15 protein-coding genes are annotated in these 17,348 nt (G+C 64.9%); 6 read left to right on the top strand and 9 right to left on the bottom strand.

What is annotated here, in order from left to right; genetic code table 11:
• Positions 1-18: 18 nt before the first annotated feature.
• From ACO2Q4_RS10900 to ACO2Q4_RS10890, 3 genes are read right to left on the bottom strand one after another with little or no spacing between them, the layout of a single operon-like run.
• The gene (locus tag ACO2Q4_RS10900; RefSeq protein ID WP_423319223.1) at positions 19-906 is read right to left on the bottom strand and encodes an ABC transporter permease; all 888 of its coding nucleotides are present in this window, start codon (positions 904-906) and stop codon (positions 19-21) included.
• Positions 903-1,973, bottom strand: a complete 1,071-nt coding sequence (locus tag ACO2Q4_RS10895) for an ABC transporter permease (protein WP_423319221.1) — start codon at positions 1,971-1,973, stop codon at positions 903-905. The genes ACO2Q4_RS10900 and ACO2Q4_RS10895 overlap by 4 nt, the downstream gene beginning before the upstream one ends.
• Positions 1,960-3,477, bottom strand: a complete 1,518-nt coding sequence (locus tag ACO2Q4_RS10890) for an ABC transporter ATP-binding protein (protein WP_423319219.1) — start codon at positions 3,475-3,477, stop codon at positions 1,960-1,962. The genes ACO2Q4_RS10895 and ACO2Q4_RS10890 overlap by 14 nt, the downstream gene beginning before the upstream one ends.
• A gap of 94 nt (positions 3,478-3,571) precedes the next feature.
• Here ACO2Q4_RS10890 and dnaE point away from each other — a divergent pair, with 94 nt between their 5' ends.
• Positions 3,572-7,042 carry a DNA polymerase III subunit alpha gene (gene dnaE, locus ACO2Q4_RS10885; RefSeq protein WP_423319217.1) on the top strand — a complete coding sequence of 1,157 codons (3,471 nt, stop codon included), beginning with the start codon at positions 3,572-3,574 and terminating at the stop codon, positions 7,040-7,042.
• A 6-nt stretch (positions 7,043-7,048) separates the two neighbouring features.
• On the opposite strand, the gene ACO2Q4_RS10880 is transcribed toward dnaE, so the two are convergent.
• On the bottom strand, positions 7,049-7,375 hold the full coding sequence (locus ACO2Q4_RS10880) for a YnfA family protein (RefSeq protein WP_395132331.1): 327 nt from the start codon (positions 7,373-7,375) through the stop codon (positions 7,049-7,051).
• A gap of 60 nt (positions 7,376-7,435) precedes the next feature.
• On the bottom strand, positions 7,436-8,458 hold the full coding sequence (ilvC, locus tag ACO2Q4_RS10875) for a ketol-acid reductoisomerase (protein WP_311758201.1): 1,023 nt from the start codon (positions 8,456-8,458) through the stop codon (positions 7,436-7,438).
• Positions 8,459-8,586: 128 nt separating this feature from the next.
• On the opposite strand from ilvC, the gene ACO2Q4_RS10870 reads away from it, so the two are divergent.
• The 5 genes from ACO2Q4_RS10870 to ACO2Q4_RS10850 all read left to right on the top strand — a co-directional run bounded on the left by ACO2Q4_RS10870 (position 8,587) and on the right by ACO2Q4_RS10850 (position 12,158).
• Entirely contained in the window at positions 8,587-9,042 is a 456-nt protein-coding gene (locus tag ACO2Q4_RS10870; RefSeq protein ID WP_311758202.1) for an Lrp/AsnC family transcriptional regulator, read from the top strand.
• Positions 9,039-9,506 carry an Lrp/AsnC family transcriptional regulator gene (locus ACO2Q4_RS10865; protein WP_311758203.1) on the top strand — a complete coding sequence of 156 codons (468 nt, stop codon included), beginning with the start codon at positions 9,039-9,041 and terminating at the stop codon, positions 9,504-9,506. Before ACO2Q4_RS10870 ends, ACO2Q4_RS10865 begins: the two co-directional genes overlap by 4 nt.
• An 85-nt stretch (positions 9,507-9,591) precedes the next feature.
• Positions 9,592-10,893, top strand: a complete 1,302-nt coding sequence (locus ACO2Q4_RS10860) for a lipoprotein-releasing ABC transporter permease subunit (RefSeq protein ID WP_395132335.1) — start codon at positions 9,592-9,594, stop codon at positions 10,891-10,893.
• The gene (locus tag ACO2Q4_RS10855) at positions 10,886-11,548 is read left to right on the top strand and encodes an ABC transporter ATP-binding protein (protein WP_423319213.1); all 663 of its coding nucleotides are present in this window, start codon (positions 10,886-10,888) and stop codon (positions 11,546-11,548) included. Before ACO2Q4_RS10860 ends, ACO2Q4_RS10855 begins: the two co-directional genes overlap by 8 nt.
• Positions 11,549-11,651: 103 nt before the next feature.
• Entirely contained in the window at positions 11,652-12,158 is a 507-nt protein-coding gene (locus ACO2Q4_RS10850; protein ID WP_423319211.1) for a phosphatase PAP2 family protein, read from the top strand.
• Between the two features lie 4 nt (positions 12,159-12,162).
• On the opposite strand, the gene ACO2Q4_RS10845 is transcribed toward ACO2Q4_RS10850, so the two are convergent.
• The 4 genes from ACO2Q4_RS10845 to ACO2Q4_RS10830 all read right to left on the bottom strand — a co-directional run bounded on the left by ACO2Q4_RS10845 (position 12,163) and on the right by ACO2Q4_RS10830 (position 17,315).
• Positions 12,163-13,227: a Hint domain-containing protein gene (locus ACO2Q4_RS10845; RefSeq protein WP_423319209.1), complete on the bottom strand. Its 1,065-nt coding sequence runs from the start codon at positions 13,225-13,227 to the stop codon at positions 12,163-12,165.
• Positions 13,228-13,353: 126 nt separating this feature from the next.
• Positions 13,354-15,324 carry a DNA topoisomerase IV subunit B gene (gene parE, locus ACO2Q4_RS10840; RefSeq protein WP_395132339.1) on the bottom strand — a complete coding sequence of 657 codons (1,971 nt, stop codon included), beginning with the start codon at positions 15,322-15,324 and terminating at the stop codon, positions 13,354-13,356.
• Positions 15,325-15,448: 124 nt separating this feature from the next.
• Positions 15,449-16,108 (bottom strand): glutathione S-transferase family protein, encoded by a 660-nt coding sequence (locus ACO2Q4_RS10835; RefSeq protein ID WP_395132341.1) that lies wholly within the window; start codon positions 16,106-16,108, stop codon positions 15,449-15,451.
• Positions 16,109-16,142: 34 nt separating this feature from the next.
• Positions 16,143-17,315: a dipeptidase gene (locus ACO2Q4_RS10830; RefSeq protein WP_423319206.1), complete on the bottom strand. Its 1,173-nt coding sequence runs from the start codon at positions 17,313-17,315 to the stop codon at positions 16,143-16,145.
• Positions 17,316-17,348 lie beyond the last annotated feature (33 nt).

Genomic DNA, 17,348 nt, shown 5'->3' with positions numbered 1-17,348 from the left:
CTGTTGGAAACCGCCGCCCTAGCGCAGCGTGTGGAAGGGCCTGCCCAATGAGCCGGGCGCGGCACCGCCGGCCGAGCGGCCGAATTTCTGCCGGGCCGAGATCAGCACCAGCACGATGATCGTGGCGAGATAGGGCGCCATGCTGAGCAACTGGACCGGCACCGCCACCCCCGCCGCCTGAAGGCGCAGCTGCAGGACGGTGACGCCGCCGAACAGCCAGGCCCCCGCCAGCGCGCCCCATGGGTTCCATTGCGCGAAGACGACGATCGCCAGCGCGATCCAGCCTGCGCCTGCGGTCATGCCCTCGGTCCATTGCAGGACGGTCGCGATCGAGATGTAGGCCCCACCCAGCCCCGCCATCGCGCCGCCGAAGGCAAGGGCGGCGATGCGGACCTTACGGACGGGATAGCCAAGCCCGTGGGCGGCGTCGTGATTTTCCCCCACGGCGCGCAGGATCAGTCCCGCGCGCGATCGCGCAAGGAACCACCAGATCGCGGGGACAAGCGCGATCCCCAGCCAGATCATCAGGTTCAGGCCCAGTGGTCCCGCCATCATCGCGGGTGCCTTGACCCCTTCATAGGGCTTGCCGAACATTGCCGTCAGGCCAAGGCCGAACAGGGTCAGGGCAAGCCCGGTCGCGACCTGGTTCGACAACAGGAACTGGGTCAGCAGCGCGAAGATCATCGACAGGGCCATTCCCGCCACCGCCGCCGCGGCAAAGCCAAGCGCGGGGCTGCCCGTCGCATGGGCGATGGCAAAGCCCGCCAGCGCGCCGCCAATCATCATGCCCTCGACCCCCAGGTTCAGGACGCCAGCGCGTTCGACCACCAGCTCCCCCAGGGCGGCGAACAGGATGGGAGTGGCGGCGCCAAGAAGCAGGATGAATACCGTGACCGGATCGATCATGTGCGCCTCCGGATGCGGTAGCGGGTGAGCAGGTCGAAGCCGAGCAGGAAGAACAGCAGCATCCCCTGGAACACCTGCACTGTCGCGGCGGGCAGTTGCAGCATCATCTGCGCCAGCTCGCCCCCAATATAGGTCAGCGCCAGCAACAGGCCCGCCAGCAGGATGCCCAGCGGGTGCAGCCGTCCCAGGAACGCGACGATGATCGCGGTGAAGCCGTAGCCAGAGCCGAAGTTCTCGGTGATCTGGCCGGCGGGGCCCGCGGCCTCGAACAGGCCGGCAAGACCTGCCATCGCCCCCGAAAGGCCAAGACACAGCGCGACCAGCCTCTCGGGGCGGACCCCGGCGAAGCGGGCGGCGCGCGGGGCGGCCCCCGCGGTGCGGATGTGAAAGCCCAGCATGTGGCGCGACATGACCAGCCAGATGACCAGCAGGGCCAGCACCGCGGCAATGACGCCCCAATGCAACCCGGTATTCGCGATCAGTTCGGGGTTCGAGGCGGGGGGATATTGCTGCAGGTTGCGCGAGCCGGGAAAGTTGAACCCCTCGGGGTTCTTCAACGGGCCAAAAGCCGCCCAAGCCGCGACCTTTTGCGCGACATAGACCAGCATCAGCGAGACGAGGATCTCGGACGCGCCGAACCAGTTGCGCAGCATCGCGGGGATCATCCCCCAGGCCCAGCCGCCAAGTGCACCGGCCAAAATCATCGCGGGAAAGATCCAGACAGCATCCAGAGGATAGGCGGCCAGCGCCACCGACGCCCCGCAGATGCCGCCGATGATGTACTGCCCCTCGGCCCCGATGTTCCAGATGCCCGCGCGGAATCCCAGCGCCAGCCCTGCCGCGATCAGGATCAGCGGACCGGCCTTGATCAGAAGCTGTGGCCGGGAATAGCCGGCGGCCGGGCCGAAAAGCGGGTCCCAGAAGATGGTGCGGATCGCGGCGACGGGATCGAACCCCAGTGCGGCGAACAGCAGGCCGCCCACCAGCATCGTCGCGATCACGGCAAGGACGGGCGTCGCGACCTGCCAGCCGGTCGAGACGCTGGCGCGGGGTTCAAGCCGGAACATGGCCGACCTCCATCCCGTGGGCGCCGCCCAGCATCAGGCCGATCTCGTCGATCGTCAGGCCCTCGGTCGGGCGGGGCGCGGAAAGCCGCCCCTGGTTCAGCGCGCAGAAGCGGTCGGACAATTCCAGCAATTCATCAAGATCCTGACTTATGACGATGATCCCCGCGCCACTGGCGGCAAGGTCCAGAAGCGCCTGCCGGATCGCGGCGGCGGCCCCTGCGTCGACCCCCCAGGTGGGCTGGTTCACGACCAGCACACGCGGCCTTCCCAGGACTTCGCGGCCGATCACGAATTTCTGCAGGTTGCCGCCCGACAGCGCTCCTGCCGCCGTTCCCGGGCCGGGCGTGCGGACGTCGAAGGCCGAGATCACACGCTCGGCAAAGGCGCGCGCGGCCTTGTGGTCGATGATCCCGTGCCGGGCAAGCCCCTGCCGCGAGGCCGAGGTCAGCAGCGTGTTCTCGATCAGGCTGAACTCGGGCACGGCGGCGTGGCCAAGGCGATCCTCGGGCGCGGCCAGAAGTCCGGCGCGGCGGCGCGTTTCGGGACTGGCGGCGGACAGGTCGTTGCCCTCCAGCAGCACGGTACCGGGCGCGCTTGGGATTTCGCCGGACAGGGCCAGAAGCAGCTCCTCCTGTCCATTTCCGGCGACGCCGCCGATGCCCAGGATTTCACCGGAATGCAGCGCAAGGGCCAGATTTTTCAAGGTGACGCCTTCACCCGCCGGATGGGTCGCAAGCGCGTTAACCGTCAGAATTCGCGCGCCGGGTTTACGGCCCGTCCGGTCGATGACCCGCATCTCGGCACCGACCATCATTGCGGCAAGTTGGCGCGCCGAATGGGCGCGGGGATCGACGGTGCCGACGACCTTGCCCTGGCGGAGGATGGTCGCCCGGTCGCAATGGGTGCGGATCTCGTCCAGCTTGTGGCTGATATACAGGATCGCGGTCCCGGCCTGCGCAAGCTGGCGCAGCGTGGCAAACAGGATCTCGGCCTCTTGCGGCGTCAGGACGCTGGTCGGTTCGTCCATGATCAGCAGGCGCGGGTTTTGCAGCAGGCAGCGCAGGATCTCGACCCGCTGGCGTTCCCCTGCCGAAAGCGATGCGATGCGCCGCGCCGGATCCAGCGGCAGGCCATAGCTTTGCGACAGGTCGAGGATGCGGCGCGCGAGTTCGGGCCGAGGGGGCGGGTTCTCCATCCCCAGCGCGATATTCTCGGCCACGGTCAGTGCATCGAAAAGCGAGAAGTGCTGGAACACCATCGCGACCCCCGCCGCCCGCGCGGCGCGGGGATCGGCGGGCATGTGGGGCGTACCCATGAACGTCATCTGCCCATCGTCCGGGCGGACAAGGCCATAGATCATCTTGACCAGCGTCGACTTGCCCGCGCCGTTCTCGCCCAGCAGGGCGTGAATTTCACCGGCGTCGACGGTGAACGAGACGTCGTCATTGGCGCGGACGCCCGGATAGGTCTTGCCCAGGCCCTCAGCCTGGAAAATATTCGTCACGTCCCGCGCCTCTTCTCACTTTTCAGGCAAGCATTAGCGGTTTTCCGCCATCGGGCAATTGCACAGATGGACAGGTCGGGCCTAGATTGGCGCCATGCCGGAAAATTCGCCCCGATTCATCCACCTGCGCACGCATTCCGAACATTCGTTGCTGGAAGGAGCCGTGCCGGTCAAGAAACTTGCTGATCTTGCAGCACAAAACGGAATGCCCGCGGTCGCCCTGACCGATACGAACGCGCTGTTCGCCGGGCTGGAGTTCTCGATCAAGGCGCAGGACGCCGGGATTCAGCCAATTGTCGGTTGCCAGATGACGCTGCAGGCCGAAACGACCGGTCCCATCGTGCTACTGGCGCAAAATGAGGCAGGCTGGCTTAACCTGATGGCGCTTTCCAGCTGTCTTTACCTGCGTGAGGGCAGTTCTCTGCCCCATATTCTGCCCGAAGAGTTGGCGGCCCATGCCGAGGGGCTGATCTGCCTGACCGGCGGCGCGAACGGGCCGCTGGGGCAACTGGTGGGACAGGGGCGTATGCCAGAGGCGCGAGCCCTGCTCCAGCAGCTCGGGACTGCATTTCCGACCCGGCTTTATGTCGAACTTCAGCGCCACAAGGACGGAAACGGCGCCCCCATGCCCGAGGAACTGGCCTCGGAAGGGGGCATGATCGATCTGGCCTATGATCTCGACCTGCCGCTGGTCGCGACGAATGACGTCTATTTCCCGAAACCCGACCTGTTCGCCGCGCATGATGCGCTGATCTGCATTTCCGACCGGGCCTATGTCGATCAGACCGCGCCGCGCCGCCGCTTGACGCCGGACCATTACTTCAAGTCCCCGGCCGAGATGGCGACCCTGTTCGCCGATCTGCCCGAAGCGATCGAGAACACGGTCGAGATTGCCCGCCGCTGCGCCTTTGCCGTCAAGAAGCACAAGCCCATCCTTCCCCGCTTCGCCGAGGACGAGGTCGAGGAATTGCGCCGTCAGGCCTGGGACGGTCTGCGCGCGCGCCTTGCGATCATTCCCCATGCGGTCCCCGTCGAGGAGTATGAGGAGCGGCTGCGCTTTGAGCTGGGCATCATCGAGCAGATGGGCTTTCCCGGCTATTTCCTGATCGTTGCGGACTTCATCAAATGGGCCAAGGATCGGGGCATTCCGGTCGGGCCGGGGCGGGGTTCGGGTGCGGGCTCTCTGGTGGCCTATGCGCTGACCATCACCGACCTTGATCCCCTGCGTTACAGCCTGCTTTTCGAACGCTTCCTGAACCCCGAGCGGGTGTCGATGCCGGACTTCGACATCGACTTCTGTATGGACCGGCGGGAAGAGGTCATCCGCTACGTCCAGGAAAAATACGGCCGCGACAAGGTCGGCCAGATCATCACCTTCGGCGCACTGCTGTCCAAGGCGGCTGTCCGCGATGTCGGGCGCGTGCTGCAACTGCCCTTCGGCCAGGTGGACCGCCTGTCGAAGATGATCCCGGTCGAGGGAGTTAAGCCGGTTTCCGTGACAAAGGCGCTGGCGGATGAACCACGCCTGCGCGAGGCCGCCAAGGAAGAGGTGGTGGGCCGGCTGCTGGACTATGCCGCCAAGCTGGAGGGGTTGCTGCGCAATGCCTCGACCCATGCCGCGGGGGTGGTGATCGGCGACCGGCCGCTGGACAAGCTGGTGCCGCTGTATCGCGACCCGGCCTCGGACATGCCGGCGACGCAGTTCAACATGAAATGGGTCGAACAAGCCGGGCTGGTGAAGTTCGACTTCCTGGGCCTCAAGACCCTGACCGTCATCCAGAACGCGGTCGACCTGATCAATGGGGGCGGCCGTCCCCTGCACGTCGCTGCCGATGGGCGCCAGCTTTACGAACCCGCCGACGGGGCGGAAAATCAGATCAACGCCATCCCGCTGGACGACGTACCCAGCTATGAGCTTTTCGCCAGCGCCCGAACGGTCGCGGTGTTCCAGGTCGAAAGCTCGGGCATGATGGACGCGCTGCGGCGCATGAAGCCCACCTGCATCGAGGATATCGTCGCGCTGGTGGCGCTGTATCGCCCCGGCCCGATGGAGAACATCCCGACCTATTGCGAGGTCAAGAACGGCCTGCGCGATCTGGAATCGCTGCATCCGTCGATTGACCCTATTCTGGCTGAGACGCAGGGCATCATCGTCTATCAGGAACAGGTGATGCAGATCGCGCAGGTCATGGCGGGCTACAGTCTTGGCGGCGCCGATCTGTTGCGCCGTGCCATGGGCAAGAAGATCGCCGAGGAGATGGCCAAGGAGCGGCCGAAATTCGTCCAAGGCTCGGTCGGGAATGGCGTCGATGCGAAGAAGGCCGGCGAGGTCTTTGACCTGCTTGAGAAATTCGCCAACTACGGCTTCAACAAATCGCATGCCGCCGCCTATGCCGTGGTCAGCTATCAGACCGCATGGCTGAAGGCGAACCATCCGGTCGAGTTCATGGCCGCCGTGATGAACTGCGATATCCACCTGACCGACAAGCTGGCCGTCTATAAGCGCGAGGCGGATCGCATGGGGATCGAGACGGTCCCGCCCTGCGTCAACCGCTCGCTTGCGACCTTCAGCGTCAAGGATGGCCGCATCGTCTATGCGCTGGGTGCGCTCAAGGGCGTGGGGGTCGACGCGATGAACATGATCGTCCAGGCGCGGGGAGACAGACCCTTCCGTGACCTGCATGATTTTGCCCGCCGCGTGGATATGCGTCGCGTCGGCAAGCGGCCGCTGGAAATGCTGGCCCGCGCCGGGGCCTTCGACATGATCGAGGAAAGCCGCGCCAAGGTGCTGAAATCACTTGATGGTCTGGTGGCGTGGTCGTCGGCGGTGCAAGAGGCCGCGGCTTCGAACCAATCGTCGCTTTTCGGCGGGGGCGAGGATCTGCCGCCGCCGCGCGCCGTGGTCGCACCGATCTGGATGCCAGCCGAGAAGCTGGGCGAGGAACATGCCGCGGTCGGTTTCTATCTTTCCGGGCATCCGCTGGACGATTACCTGCCCGCGCTGCGGCGCAAGAACGTGCAGACTTTGGCCGAGGTGACACAGGCCGCGCAGGACGGGGCGCTGGTCGCCTCGCTGGCGGGAACCGTGGCCTTCCGACAAGAGAAGAAATCCGCACGCGGGACACGTTTCGCCTTTGTCGGCCTGTCGGATCCGACCGGGCTTTACGAGGTCACGGTCTTTTCCGACACTCTGGATGCTCATCGCCAGCACCTTGAGCCGGGAGAGAATGTCGTCCTGCAGGTGCAGGTCGAACCTTCGGGCGAACAGGTGAAGTTGCTGGCGCGCAGCGTGGTGCCGCTGGAACAGGCGGTGGCCGATGCCGGAGCGAACCGCCTTGCCGTCGAGATCACCGGCCTTGACGCGGTGCCGGGGATTGCAGCGGCCTTGGCCCGCATTCTGGCCGAAGTGAACGCTCCCTCGCGCGCAAGGGGTCCGATCACCCTGCGGCTGAAGGATGGCGACGATCTTGTCGATATCGAGATTACCGAGGATGCGCCCCTGACCACTCCGGCGCGGCAGGCCCTGCGGGTGGTACCGGGCGTGCTGGAAGTGCTGGAGGAATAGCGCGGCTCAGCCGCCGCGCGGCGCGAACAGGATGACCGCCGTGCCGATCAGGCAGATGGTGGCCCCGGTCAGATCCCAGCGATCGGGGCGCATCCCTTCGACGGCCCACAGCCAGACCAGCGAGGCGGCGATATAGATCCCGCCATAGGCGGCATAGGCGCGGCCGGCGGCATCGGCGGGAACCAGCGTCAGCGCGCAGGCGAACACGATCAGCGAGGCCACGCCCGGCACCGCCCACAGGGCCGAGCGATCCAGCCGCAGCCACGACCAAAAGGCGAAGCACCCCGCGATTTCGGCGATGGCCGCGATGATGAATGTCAGCGCCGTCTGCATTGCTGCGTCCTGTCCGGGAAAGAAAAGCCCCGCACGGGGCGGGGCTTTTCGGAGCAAGTCTTAGTTGCGGGCCTTGTCGACCATCTTGCCCTTGGAGATCCAGGGCATCATGGCGCGCAGCTTCTCGCCGACCTTCTCGATTTCATGCTCGTCGTTGATGCGACGGGTCGCCTTGAAGAAGGGCTGGCCGACGGCATTTTCCTGCATGAAGTCACGCACGAACTTGCCGGTCTGGATGTCGGACAGCACGGCCTTCATGCGGGCCTTGGTCTCTTCGTAGGGCAGGATGCGCGGGCCCGAGACATACTCGCCGTATTCGGCGGTGTTCGAGATCGAGTAGTTCATGTTCGCGATGCCGCCTTCATAGATCAGGTCGACGATCAGCTTCACTTCGTGCAGGCACTCGAAGTAGGCCATCTCCGGCTCGTAGCCAGCTTCGACCAGGGTTTCGAAGCCCATGCGGATCAGTTCGACCAGACCGCCGCACAGGACGGCTTGTTCGCCGAACAGGTCGGTTTCGCATTCCTGACGGAAGTTGGTCTCGATGATGCCCGAGCGGCCGCCGCCGATGGCCGAGCAATAGGACAGGGCAATGTCCTGCGCCTTGCCGGTCGCGTCGTTGTGGACCGCGAACAGGCAGGGGACGCCGCCGCCCTTGGTGTATTCGCCACGGACCGTGTGGCCGGGGCCCTTCGGCGCCATCATGATGACATCGACGCCGGGCTTCGGCTCGATCAGGCCGAAGTGGATGTTCAGCCCGTGGGCAAAGGCAATCGCGGCGCCTTCGCGGATGTTGTCATGGACGTATTTCTTGTAGGTTTCGGCCTGCAGTTCGTCGGGCATGGTGAACATGACCAGATCGGCCCAGGCGGCCGCTTCGGCAATGCCCATGACCTTCAGACCTTCGGCTTCGGCTTTCTTGGCCGAGGCCGAGCCTTCGCGCAGCGCGACGACGACGTTCTTGGCACCCGAGTCGCGCAGGTTCAGCGCATGGGCGTGGCCTTGCGAGCCATAGCCCAGCATGGCGATCTTCTTGTCCTTGATCAGGTTCACGTCGCAATCGCGATCATAGTAAACGCGCATCAGCGTCTCTCCTCATATCCGATGCCGGGGTTTTAGCAGGCAAACGGGGACAGTTCTGTGCATTCTTCGCATTCATGGTGGAAAATTCGAAAGAATCATGTCAGTCGCGATCATGAGGTGAAAAAATCATGCCTGATGAGACGGATCGGCGCATTTTGCGCCAATTGCTGGCCGATCCCGGCATCGGCAATGCGGAACTGGCCGAGCGGGCCGGCGTGACCGCGGCCAGCCTGTGGCGCCGGTTGGAACGGATGCGCGAAACCGGTGTGATCCGCGCCATCGAGACCCGCATCGACTGGCGCAAGCTCGGATACGAGGTGCAGGTCAGCCTGCGCTTCACGCTGGACAAGACCGTGCCCCGCGCATTCGACGATTTTGTCGCCGCCGCGCGACTGGTGCCCGAGGTGACCGAGATCCAGAATTTCCTGGGCTCGGTCGACCTGCGGCTTTCCGTCATCGCCCGCGACATGGCGCATTGGCAGGAGATCTATCGCGAAAGCATCCTGACGCTGCCCCATGTCTCGGATTCCGATGCGCTGATGCTGGTCAGCAACATCAAGGACGTGCAGGAGTTGCCGTTATGAGCGGCCCGGCGTTTTCCCCCGATGCCACCGACCTTGCGATCCTGCGGCTTCTCGCCGCCGATGCGACGCGCAGCGCCGCCGAGATCGGGCGCGCCCTTGGCATGACCCAGCCCGCGACATGGCGGCGCATCCGCCGTCTGACCGAGGCAGGGGTGATCGCGGGCCGGCGCATTGTGGTCGACGAGGCAGCGCTGGGTTTTGGCGTGACCGTCTTTCTGGGGGTTCGACTGGCTGCCAAGGGCCGCACCAGTCTGGAAGATTTCGAACGCGCCGCCACCGCCATCCCCGAGGTCCAGACCGTGCAGCATGTGCTGGGGCAGTTCGATTACCGCCTGCGTGTCCGCGCCCGCGACATCGCGGATTTCGAGCGCATCCTGCGGCGTCGCATCATGACCCTGCCGGGCATCGGCCAGGTCGAGGCCAACGTGATGCTGTCCGAAGAGCGCAGGCCCGGCCCGTTGTGATGCCGGGCAGGCAGTCACACCCTTGTTGGCTTGCATAAAGGCGCGGGACACGCCAATCAGGCTCGAACCGAAAGACAGGTGATCGATGGCAAATCCGGCCCCTTTCTCGCGCTATGAATTCATGATCGCATGGCGCTATCTGCGCGCGCGACGGGCCGAGGGCGGGGTCAGCGTGATGACCTGGATCAGCCTGATCGGGATCACGCTGGGCGTGATGGCGCTGATCGCCACACTGGCCGTGCGCGCGGGATTCCGGGCCGAATTCGTGGACACGATCCTGGGCGCGAATGCCCATAGCACGGTCTATTACGCGCCGACCTCGTTCTATAACGACCTGACCGAGGAAACCTATATCACCCCCGGCCGGATCGAGGATTTCGACGCGCTGGCCGCCAAGATGGCGGCGCTGCCCGGCGTGGTCCGCGCCACGCCCGTCGTGCGCGGTCAGGTCATGGCCAGCCAGAACGACGCGAACAATGTGGCCGAGGTCTATGGGCTGACGCTGGACGCGTTGAAGGCGATCCCACGGATCGCCGATCCGGCGACGGGCGTGGGGAATATCGACGATTTCGACAAAGGCATTGCCATCGGGTCGGGCCTTGCGCGGGAACTGGGGGTGAACCTTGGCGACCGTGTGCGGCTGATCTCTCCGGACGGGGCGCAGACCGCGCTGGGGACGGCACCTCGCGTCGAAAGCTATGAAGTGACCTATGTCTTCACGGCCGGTCGCTATGACATCGACCGCACGCGCATCTATATGCCGATGGCCGAAGCGCAAAGCTATTTCAACCGCGAGGGCGTGGCGGACGAAATTCAGGTCTTTGTCGATGATCCCGAAAGGGTCGATGACTGGACGCCGCAACTGCTGGAGGCGGCGGGCGACAGGGCGCAAGTCTGGACCTGGCGCGATGCCTCGGGGTCGTTCCTGAAGGCGCTGGATGTCGAGGATGACGTGATGTTCATCATCCTGTCGATCCTTGTGCTGATCGCCTCGATGAACATCACCTCGGGACTGATCATGCTGGTCAAGAACAAGGGGCGCGACATCGGCATCCTGCGGACCATGGGCCTGACCGAAGGCGCGGTCCTGCGCGTCTTTTTCCTGTGCGGGGCATTCACCGGGGTAATCGGCACCATCGCCGGGGTCGTGCTGGGGGTGATCTTCGCGCTGAATGTCGACCATGTCATGAGCTTCGTGAACTGGTTCTCGGGCGGCGGGGCTTGGGATCCGTCGGTGCGCGGGATCTATGAACTGCCGGCAAAGCTGCGCGGTATCGACATTGCCAAGGCGGTGGGGCTGTCGCTGGTCCTGTCCTTTGTCGTCACGATCTTTCCGGCGCGCCGCGCGGCGCGCATGAACCCGGTGGAGGCCCTGCGCTATGAGTGACGTTCTGGTGCTTGAGGGGATCTCCAAGACCTACGGTAAGGGCGGCCCCGCGCCGGTCCCGGTGCTGGCCGATCTGTCGCTGACGGTCGGGCGTGGCGAGGTTGTGGCGCTGGTCGCGCCTTCGGGCGCGGGGAAATCGACGCTGTTGCATATTGCCGGGCTTCTGGATAGCGCGGACGACGGACGGGTGCTTCTGAACGGGCGCGACATGACCCGACAGAACGACCGCGTCCGGACCGAGGCGCGGCGGCGCGATTTGGGCTTCGTCTATCAGTTCCACCACCTGCTACCCGAGTTTTCGGCGGCCGAGAATATCGTCCTGCCACAATTGGCCAACAGCGTCGCCGACAGCGCTGCCAAGGCGCGTGCGCAGGATCTGCTGGCCCGTGTCGGGCTGGCGCATCGCGCCGGGCATCGACCCGCGCAGATGTCGGGGGGCGAACAGCAGCGCGTGGCCTTTTGCCGGGCGCTGGCGAATTCGCCCTCGCTTCTGCTGGCGGACGAGCCGACGGGCAACCTCGACCCCGGCACCTCGGACAAGGTTTTTGACGTCCTGATGACCTTGGTGCGCGAAACGGGGCTTTCCGCCTTGATCGCGACCCACAATCTGGATCTGGCCGGACGCATGGACCGGGTGATCCGACTGGGAGAGTAGGGCGCGGGCGTTGCGTCCGGTGCTGTGCCTGCGGCAGGATGCGTGGCAAATGCTGGAAACCGGCCCATGCCGCGCGCGGCGGGTATCTGATCTGGGAGGCGGCATGACAAGGATCGTCGCGGCGCTGTGCGCCTGCTCACTGGCCATGTCGGTGTCAGCCGTGGCCGACCCGTTCGAGGATTTCGGCACGGCGATGAAATACGGTCTGCCTCTGGCCGCGGCGGTCTGCGCGGCGGATCAGGACCGGCTTGAGGATTTTGCCGTGCGCGGCGTCCTGCAAGCCGCGCTGGTCTGGGGAATGAAGCAGTATTTCGATGGTGAGCCGATTTCCCGCCGCCCCTCGGGCGAGGGCAAGGGGTTTCCTTCGGGCCACACCGCCGCCGCTTTCTTCGGCGCGTCCGACCTTGCCGGGAAATGCTTCAAGGACGACCCTTGGGCCGGGGCAGCGGCCTATGGCGCGGCCGGGCTGACCGGGTGGAGCCGCGTCCACGCCGGAGAGCACACGCCCGAACAGGTCTGGACCGGCGCGCTGATCGGCTTCACCTTTGGGGCGGCCAGCTTCGGCATCGGGACCGAGGGGGCAAGCTTCTCGGTCGGGATGCGTTTCTAAGGGATCATTGCAGGGCGCAGGCCTGCACCGCATGGCCCGCTACCAGCCGCTTGCTGTCCCTTGGGTCCGGCAGGAAGCAGGCGGGCGCGTGCCCGGGCTGTCCGTCCATCAACTCGGGGAAGATTGCGGTCAGTTCCTCGACGGCCTCGGGTGACAGTGAGCGCCGGGCTTGCGGCCCCAGGTAAAGGCTCTCGGCGGCGGCGCCTTCGGCGTAAAGGATTTCGTGCCGGTCGCAGAGCAGGTGGAAATACTCGACCTCAGGCAGACCCTCCTCGACCGTGATGCCGGGCAAACCGACAAGTTTGTTCGCTGGCACCAGCGCCTCGCCCAGGTCAAACATGCTTTGCACGATGGCCGAACGGACAAGGATCCGGTGCTGGCGCGACACCAGCAGCGCGCGGCGCGGCAGCCCATTGCCAAGCGCGCCCGCCGCGATCCGGACCGGGGCAAGCTTGCCGGTCGCTGCGACGCGGCTGCGACCGACCCAGCGGATCGGCGCGCTGCCTTGCGCGGTCACCACAAGGTCGCCCGCTTTCAGTCCTTCGACCGGAAGTGGGCCGGTCGGGGTCTCGATCAGGGTACCGCCGCAAAAGCACAGTACGTCCAGCGAGACATTGTCGACGACAAGGTCGTTGTTCGTGGTGTTGGTGGTCCCGTCGATGACCTCGACCACGACCTCGGTCACACCGTCGGGGATGGTGAAGGTGCCGGTGATGGACTGGTCCAGCGCCGCCGGGCTGCGATTGGCATAGGTGGGTCCGGTCGCATCCGTCGCGGTCTGGTTCAGCAGTTCGACCTGATTGCCATTGTCCAGGTAGAAGATGCGGACCTGCAACCGCGCCACCGCCCCGCCCAATCCCAGCTTGCCGAAATCGACGGAGAAGGTCGCGGTCTGGTTCGGCGTGACGGCCACGGTCTGGGACAAGGTTGCCCCGCCTGCCGATCCGCCGCCATTGAAGATCACGGCATTTCCGGTCGCCGCATCCAGTTGCACCTGATTGCCGGTGCCCGTGCTGATCCAGTTTTCCAAGGCGGAGGCAAAGCTGCCGTCCAGAATTCGTTCAGGCATGACGACTTCTCCTTTGGGAGGGCAAGGGGAGGAGTGGGTCTTGTCGAGTGAATCCCAACCGACCCTAGGTCCTTGCGCGAAGAAGTCTAACAGAAAATGGCTTTCGCCCCGGTCCTGCGGCCGGGGTCAGACGTCCAGTTCGGCAGTATCCGCGAATTGGGCGTTTTCCTGGATGAATTGATAGCGCAGCTCGGGTTTCTTGCCCATCAGGCGTTCGACCAGATCGCCAGTCTCTCCGCCCTCGTCCTCGTCGATGGACACCCGGATCAGCTTGCGCGTCTTGGGGTTCATCGTCGTGTCTTTCAGGTCCTTGGCGTCCATCTCTCCCAGACCCTTGAAGCGCTGCACGTCGATCTTGCCCTTGCCGCCGATGCCCTTGGCAAGCCAGGCCTCTTTCTCGGCGTCGTCGGCGACATAGATGCGATGCGCGCCCTGCGTCAGGCGATAAAGCGGCGGGCAGGCCAGATACAGGTGCCCCTTGTCGATCATCGGCCGCATCTGGGTGAAGAAGAATGTCATCAAGAGCGAGGCGATATGCGCGCCGTCGACATCGGCATCGGTCATGATGATGATCTTGTCGTAGCGCAGATCCTCGACATTGAACTTGCTGCCCATGCTGACGCCAAGCGCCTGACACAGATCGTTGATTTCCTGATTGGACCCCAGTTTCGAGCTGGCCGCGCCCAGCACGTTCAGGATCTTGCCGCGCAGCGGCAGCAGCGCCTGCGTCGTGCGTTCCCGCGCCATCTTGGCGCTGCCGCCTGCCGAGTCGCCCTCGACGATGAACAGTTCGGTCCCTTCGCGGTTGGTGGCCGAGCAATCGACCAGCTTGCCGGGCAGGCGCAGCTTCTTTGTGGCGGTCTTGCGGGCAGTTTCCTTTTCCTGCTTGCGGCGCAGGCGCTCCTCGGCGCGCAACACAAGGAAGTCCAGGATCGCGCCCGCGGATTTCGTATCCGCCGCCAGCCAGTTGTCGAAATGGTCGCGGACCGCGCCCTCGACCAGACGCGCGGCTTCCACGGTAGCCAGCCGGTCCTTGGTCTGGCCCACGAATTCGGGCTCGCGGATGAAACAGCTGACAAGGGCGCAACCGCCGGTCAGCAGATCCTCACGCGTGATGTTGGCGGCCTTCTTGTTGTTGATCAGCTCGCCATAGCCGCGGATGCCCTTGAGAATCGCCGACCAGAAGCCGGCCTCATGCGTGCCGCCTTCGGGCGTGGGCACCGTGTTGCAATAGGACTGGATGAAGCCGTCGCGGGCGGGGGTCCAGTTGATCGCCCAGTCGACCTTGCCGGGAACGCCGAATTTCTCCTTGAAGTCGACATTGCCCGCGAAGGGCCGGTCGGCATAGGTCGAAGACTTGCCCAGCGTCTCGGTCAGGTAATCGGCAAGCCCGCCGGGGAAATGGAAGGTGGCCTCGACAGGGGTCTCGCCATCATCGATCTCGGACTTCCAGCGGATCTCGACGCCCGAGAACAGATAGGCTTTGGACTTCACCATCTTCAGCATTCGCGCGGGCTTGAAGCGGTGGTGGCCGAAGATCTGTTCGTCGGCATGGAAGGTGACGGTGGTGCCGCGCCGGTTCGGGGCCGCGCCGATCTTTTCGACCGGGCCCTGGGGGATGCCGCGTGAGAAGCTTTGCTGGAACAATTCGCGGTTGCGCGCGACCTGCACGACCATCGTATCCGACAACGCGTTCACGACCGAGGCACCGACGCCGTGCAACCCGCCCGAGGTCTGATAGGCATCGCCCGAGAACTTGCCGCCCGCGTGCAGCGTGCACAGGATGACTTCCAGTGCCGATTTGCCGGGGAATTTGGGATGCGGGTCGATCGGGATGCCGCGGCCGTTGTCGCGGATCACGACCGAGTAATCGGCCAGCAGCTCGACCTCGATCCGGCTGGCATGGCCGGCCACGGCCTCGTCCATCGAGTTGTCGAGGATTTCTGCGACAAGATGGTGCAGCGCGCGTTCATCCGTGCCGCCGATATACATGCCGGGGCGCTTGCGAACGGGCTCGAGTCCTTCCAGCACCTCGATGGAGGATGCCGAATAGCTCTCGGCTGCCTTGTCCGAGACCGGAAAGAGATCGTCTGCCATCGCACCTGCTCGTCTTGTTCTTCTGAAGCGGGGTTATCTCATGCCGTGGCAGGTCTGGGCAAGGGGAAGCGGCCGGTTCCGGGAAAACCCCAAGCGATAGTGTCCCGGCCGCGATATGCTGTCTCTATTCCGGCTCGGCCGATCGGTCTTTCCACATGCGCTGGAAGGCGGGCCGGGCCTGACAGTCCTGAAGCCAGGCGGTCGTCGCGGGGAAGCGGTCCATCAACTCGTGATAGCCTTGGGCATAGCGCAGCACCTCGGCCATGTTGATGTCGGCGACGGTGAAACGACCACCGACCAGATAGGCGCCGCGGGACAGATGATCCTCGATCACCGACAGGGGGCGGACCAGCCTTTCGGCCGCATTCGCGATGGCGGCCTGATCCGCGCCCGACTGGGTCCGGCCCGGACGGTGCAGAAACAGCAGTGTCAGGGCATCCGCCTCAAGCGCGGTTGCGGCGTAAAAGCTCCATTGCAGCATCTGCGCGTCTTCGGTCGCATCGGCGGGACCGAAGGGCTGGCCGTGCTTGCGCGCAAGGTAAAGCGTGCAGGCCAGCGATTCCGTCAACACCAGATCGCCGTCGCGGATGACCGGAATGGCGCCCGCCGGAGACATCGCAAGGAAGCTGGGCGAGTGCGTGTTCAAGGGCGCGCCTTGCGCATCTGGATCGGGCAGGCGATAGGCTTGGATCACGGGCACATGTTCGAAAGGCAGGCCCAGCTCGTGGCAAAGCCAGACGACGCGCGATGCACGCGAGCGGATGACGCCATAGATGGTCAGCATGATTTCCTCCGATTTTGGGTGCAGACTGGCGCGGTCACAGCGTCTCGGCAAGATAGCGCATCATGTTGCCGCCCATGACCTTTGCGATCTGGTCGTCGGACAGGCCCGCATCCATCAGCGCCTGCGTCAGGACCGCCAGATTGGACACATCGAAGGGCGCATCGACCGAGCCGTCATAGTCCGAACCAAGCGAGACGTGATCCTCGCCCACCAGCGCGATCGCGGCGCGGATTGCCTGCGCGATGTCGGCGGGCTTGTCGCCGCAGACAACATCCGCCCAATAACCGATGCCGATGACGCCGCCCTTTGCCGCGATCGCCTTGACCAGATCATCGGGCAGGTTGCGCGGGCTGGGGCATTGGCTGTGGATGCCGGTATGGGACAGGATCGGCCGCGTTCCCGGCATGTCCAGCACGTCCTGCACCATCTGCGGGCTGGCATGGGCCAGGTCGATGATCATGCGGCGGTCCTGCATCTCGCGCACGACCTGCTCTCCGAATTCGTTAAGACCCGATCCTTCTCCGCCTTCGCCATGCAGGCTGCCGCCCAGCTCGTTGTCGAAGAAATGCGTCAGGCCGATCAGTCGGAAGCCCGCGCCGTAAAGGACGCGAAGATTGTCGAGATTGCCTTCAAGCGGGTGTGCGCCTTCTGTCCCCAGCAGGATGCCGACGGTGTGGGCGCCGTTTCGCCGCGCCTCCAGCAGGTCCTGCAGGTCCTGGGCCGATCGGATCATCGTGACCGCCTGCGGGTCCTCTTCCACCGCGCGGGACAGAGCGGCCGCCTGCGTCAGGGCGCGCTCCTTAAGGCTGAACCAGCTGGGAACCGGGCGCAGTTGGCCGATAAAAAGCGGCGTGATGTTGTCGGGCGCCTCGGCCGAGTTTTGGCTGTAGTTCTGCCCGCGCGGGCTTTTGGTGACAGTGGTATAGACTTGGACGGCCACGTTGCCTTCGGCCAGGCGCGGGATGTCGGTATGGCCGCGATCCGCGCGGCGCAGGATGTTGCGGTCCCAAAGCAGCGTGTCGGCGTGCCAGTCGCCGATGACCAGACTGTCATGCAGCGCCTGTGCCTGGGGCGAGACGGGCCAGCCTTCAGCCGGGCCGGTAACGGGGTTCAGCTTGCGTTCGACATAACCCGGTCCGAAATAGGCAACCACCGCCGCCAGGATTGCCACAAGCCCCAGCAGGGCGAAAAAGATGCGCCGGATCATGGCGTTCCTCCCAATCATTGCGGCGGCAGAATA

Origin of the sequence: Paracoccus sp. KR1-242, assembly GCF_049446195.1 — a bacterium.
GTDB classification, from domain to species: Bacteria; Pseudomonadota; Alphaproteobacteria; order Rhodobacterales; family Rhodobacteraceae; genus Paracoccus; species Paracoccus broussonetiae.
Note: the sequence above shows the minus strand (reverse complement) of the source record. Positions and strands in the feature narration are given on the sequence as shown.

Bases quoted from the DNA above. Each gene is read 5' to 3' on its own strand.
- ACO2Q4_RS10880 (WP_395132331.1), bottom strand. From the start codon at position 7,375: ATGCAGACGGCGCTGACATTCATCATCGCGGCCATCGCCGAAATCGCG.
- ACO2Q4_RS10860 (WP_395132335.1), top strand. From the start codon at position 9,592: ATGGCAAATCCGGCCCCTTTCTCGCGCTATGAATTCATGATCGCATGG.
- ACO2Q4_RS10845 (WP_423319209.1), bottom strand. From the start codon at position 13,227: ATGCCTGAACGAATTCTGGACGGCAGCTTTGCCTCCGCCTTGGAAAAC.
- ilvC (WP_311758201.1), bottom strand. From the start codon at position 8,458: ATGCGCGTTTACTATGATCGCGATTGCGACGTGAACCTGATCAAGGAC.
- ACO2Q4_RS10835 (WP_395132341.1), bottom strand. From the start codon at position 16,108: ATGCTGACCATCTATGGCGTCATCCGCTCGCGTGCATCGCGCGTCGTC.
- dnaE (WP_423319217.1), top strand. From the start codon at position 3,572: ATGCCGGAAAATTCGCCCCGATTCATCCACCTGCGCACGCATTCCGAA.
- ACO2Q4_RS10850 (WP_423319211.1), top strand. From the start codon at position 11,652: ATGACAAGGATCGTCGCGGCGCTGTGCGCCTGCTCACTGGCCATGTCG.
- ACO2Q4_RS10900 (WP_423319223.1), bottom strand. From the start codon at position 906: ATGATCGATCCGGTCACGGTATTCATCCTGCTTCTTGGCGCCGCCACT.
- parE (WP_395132339.1), bottom strand. From the start codon at position 15,324: ATGGCAGACGATCTCTTTCCGGTCTCGGACAAGGCAGCCGAGAGCTAT.
- ACO2Q4_RS10830 (WP_423319206.1), bottom strand. From the start codon at position 17,315: ATGATCCGGCGCATCTTTTTCGCCCTGCTGGGGCTTGTGGCAATCCTG.
- ACO2Q4_RS10870 (WP_311758202.1), top strand. From the start codon at position 8,587: ATGCCTGATGAGACGGATCGGCGCATTTTGCGCCAATTGCTGGCCGAT.
- ACO2Q4_RS10895 (WP_423319221.1), bottom strand. From the start codon at position 1,973: ATGTTCCGGCTTGAACCCCGCGCCAGCGTCTCGACCGGCTGGCAGGTC.
- ACO2Q4_RS10855 (WP_423319213.1), top strand. From the start codon at position 10,886: ATGAGTGACGTTCTGGTGCTTGAGGGGATCTCCAAGACCTACGGTAAG.
- ACO2Q4_RS10865 (WP_311758203.1), top strand. From the start codon at position 9,039: ATGAGCGGCCCGGCGTTTTCCCCCGATGCCACCGACCTTGCGATCCTG.